The organism is Bacillus sp. SIMBA_031 (genome assembly GCF_046535225.1).
Classification (GTDB): domain Bacteria; phylum Bacillota; class Bacilli; order Bacillales; family Bacillaceae; genus Bacillus; species Bacillus velezensis.
Map to the genome: position 1 here is coordinate 1 of NZ_JAWRXC010000357.1, position 263 is coordinate 263.

1 protein-coding gene is annotated in these 263 nt (G+C 66.2%); it reads left to right on the forward strand.

Going from position 1 to position 263, the window contains the following annotated elements:
* Window positions 1-263, forward strand: a 263-nt coding sequence (locus SB724_RS20625) for an ATP-binding cassette domain-containing protein (RefSeq protein WP_410572786.1), incomplete at both ends; no start/stop codon positions are given.

The following is a 263-nucleotide window of genomic DNA, read 5'->3' on the forward strand; positions in this document are numbered from 1 at the left end:
CACCCAGGGCAGCTTCAGCTTCCAGAATGTCGCATTTCAGTATCCGGGCTCGGATCACCCTGTTATCAACGGCCTGTCCTTCAATGTCCGCCCGGGCGAGAAGATCGGCATCATCGGCCGCATCGGCTCCGGCAAGACGACGCTGGCGCGGGTGGAGGCGGGCCTCGTCGATCGCGCCCGCGGCGAGGTTCGGTTCGACGGCAAGCCGCTGCCCGCGCAACTGTCGCAGCGCACGCCGGAACAGTACCGGCAGATCCAGATCG